The 3,269-nt window shown below is 66.0% G+C and carries 1 protein-coding gene and 1 pseudogene; both read right to left on the bottom strand.

The features are described 5' to 3' along the window. A partial coding sequence (locus tag JK363_RS41060; RefSeq protein WP_307822111.1) for a type I polyketide synthase occupies positions 1 to 3,078 on the bottom strand: 3,078 nt, incomplete at its 3' end. Positions 3,079 to 3,108: 30 nt separating this feature from the next. Continuing rightward, positions 3,109 to 3,216, bottom strand: a pseudogene (locus tag JK363_RS43630) (beta-ketoacyl synthase N-terminal-like domain-containing protein); the annotation flags it as partial. Positions 3,217 to 3,269: the final 53 nt, after the last annotated feature.

Here is a 3,269-nt window from a genome sequence, read left to right as displayed (position 1 = left end):
CGCCACATCAGCATCCGCCCCCGCATCACAGACAGGAAGCACAACCATGTCCGGAACCACCGCACCACCATCAACAGCAGCAACCAACCCCGCCAAATCGCCATAACCCGTCACCGGAACACCAGCACCACACCACTCACCACTCTCCCCGAGCACGGCCAAGGGCCCTGACTGTCCGGGTTCAAGGGTCGGTGCCGGAATCCAGTTGATTCCGAAGAGGCCATCCTGGGCCGGGGACTCCGCCGAAGCCAGATCCACGGCGGACACCGGTCGCAACACCAACGACTCCACCTCGGCCACCGGATCACCAGCATCGTCAGCCACCCACAGGCCAACCTCACCGGAACCCAGAGCGGACAGCCGCACCCGCACCGCCGAAGCACCCACAGCAGACAAGGACACACCCGACCACAAGAAGGGCAACATCCCGCTTTCAACGGCCTCCGCCCCAAGACCCAAGACATGCAGCACACAATCCAGGAGCGCCGGATGCAGCCCGAACCTCGCCGCCTCACCCGACACCGACTCGGGCAATGCGGCATCCACGTAGAAGTCCTCGCCCTGCCGCCACACCGCCCGCACACCCCGAAAAGCCGGGCCATACTCCAAACCCGCCGACGCCAACCCCTCATACAGCCCGTCTGTCGACACCAGCTCCCCGCCCACCGGCGGCCACACCCGCAGATCCCAATCGACCTCCGCCCGCCCCACGACGAGGGAACCAGTGGCGTGGATGCGCCATGACTCTTCACCGTGAGCATTCTGAGGGCGTGAGTACACCTTGAGCATGCGCCGCGCGCCCTCGGCGTCTTTGGCCGCGTCGATGCTGAGTTGCAGCTCTACCGCCCCTTGCTCCGGCAGAATCAACGGTGACTGCAGGGTCAAGTCCTCAATGCGGTCGCAGCCGACCCTGTCGCACGCTTGCATGGCTAGTTCCACGAACGCCGTGCCCGGCACCAACACCGAACCGGCCACCACATGATCGGCCAGCCACGGGTGCGTCTTCACCGCCAGTCGCGACGTCAGCAACACCACATCTTCCCCGGCCACACTCACCGCAGCACTCAGCAACGGGTGACTGACGACACCCAAGCCCAGGCCGTCAGCGTCAGTAGTCGACCGCGAGCCCTCCAACCAATACCGCTGTCGCTGCAAGGCATACGTCGGCAACTCCACCTGCTGCCCACCACACCCAGCAAACACCGAACCCCAGTCGACCACCGTGCCACGCACGAACAACTCAGCCACCGCAGCCATCACGCTCTCGGCCTCAGCACGTCCCTTCCGCAACACCGACACCGCGGCGTCCACCGTCTCCGACGCGGTCAGCACCAGGCTGGTCAGCACCGGATCCGGTCCAACCTCCAACAGCCGGGTCGCGCTCTGCTCGACGATCACGGTCTTCAGCGCATCGTGGAAGCGGACCGGCTCGCGGACCTGACGCACCCAGTACTCCGGCGTCACCCACTCACCCTCACCAAGCCGCTGGCCGGTGACGGTACTGACCGCGGGAAGCACCGCCTGCCGGTAGCTCACCCCCGCTGCGACCTCCTCGTACTCAGCGAGCATCGGCTCCATCAACACCGAGTGGAACGCATGACTCACCCGCAGCCGCGACACCCGACAGTCCCGCTCCCGCGCAACCACCATCACCTGCTCAACGGCATCCTCGTCACCAGAGACCACCACAGCCGTCGGCCCGTTGACCGCCGCGACCCCCACCCGCGAACCATCCGGCAAGCCATCCAGGATCTCCGTGACCTCAGCTTCGGTGGCTTCGATGGCGGCCATCGCACCACCCTCCGGCAGTGCCTGCATCAACCGCGCACGCCCCGCCACCAGCCGGGCGGCATCCTCCACACCAAACACACCCGCCACATACGCAGCGACGAACTCACCGACGGAATGTCCTACTACGACATCGGGGCTCATACCCCAGGAGCGCAGCAGCTCCACCAACGCCACCTGCACCGCAAACAACCCCGTCTGCGCATACCCCGTACGATCCAACAGCGCCGCCTCAGCAGAACCCTCCCCCGCGAACAACACCTCCCGCACCGGCACACCAAACCCCACAACCCCCTCAAGAACCCCATCCAGATGACCGCACACCTCATCCAACGCCCGAGCAAAAACAGGGAACTGGCCATACAACTCACGACCCATCCCCACCCGCTGACTACCCTGACCGGTGAACATCCAGCCCGTACGAGCCTCAGCCACCGCCACACCCGACACAATGGGCAGGTCGGCGTCAGTCGTGAGAGCGTCAACGCCTGAACACAAAGCACCCAGGTCTTCGCCAAGCACCACTGCTCGGTGCTCCAACACAGCTCGCCCCGTCGCCAACGACACGCCCACATCCACCGGCGAGCAGTCCCGCCCATCAAGAAAGGCAGCCAGCCGCTCGGCCTGTGCTCGTACCGCTTCTGCACTCCGCCCCGACAGCACCCATGGCACTACCGGAAGCTCTCGCGGGGGCTGCTCATCGGCCGCGGGATCAGCCGCGCAGATGGCGGGGGATTCTTCAATGACAACGTGGGCGTTGGTACCACTGATCCCGAACGACGAGACACCCGCGCGACGCGGACGTTCACCCTTCGGCCAAGGCTGAGGCTCCGTCAGCAACCTCACCGCACCCGAGTTCCAGTCCACCTGGGACGACGGCTCGCTCACGTGCAGCGTCCGTGGCAGTTGCTGCTCCTGAAGCGCCATCACCATCTTGATGACGCCAGCCACACCCGCTGCGGCCTGGGTGTGCCCGATGTTCGACTTGACCGACCCCAACCACAAGGGGCTCTCATCGATACGAGCCTGCCCATACGTCGCGAGCAGCGCCTGCGCCTCGATCGGGTCACCGAGCTTCGTCCCCGTACCGTGCGCCTCCACCACATCGACCTCAGCAGCGGACAGCCGCGCTGAATCCAACGCCTGGCGGATCACCCGCTGCTGTGACGGCCCATTCGGCGCCGTCAGACCATTCGACGCGCCGTCCTGATTGACAGCGCTCCCCCGCACCACCGCCAGCACCCGATGCCCCAGCCGCTGGGCATCCGACAGACGCTCCAGCACCAGCACCCCGGCACCCTCAGCCCACCCCGTACCATCCGCCGCATCAGCGAACGACTTACACCGACCATCAGCGGCAAGGCCCCGCTGCCGGGAGAACTCCACAAACGTCGCCGGAGTCGCCATCACCGTCACCCCACCCGCCAACGCCGCATCACACTCACCCGCCCGCAACGCCTGACACGCCAGATGCAACGCCA

It is taken from the genome of Streptomyces coffeae (assembly GCF_016741875.1).
GTDB lineage: Bacteria > Actinomycetota > Actinomycetes > Streptomycetales > Streptomycetaceae > Streptomyces > Streptomyces coffeae.
The sequence above is the reverse complement of the archived record's forward strand: the minus strand, read 5'-3'. Positions and strand labels throughout refer to the sequence as shown.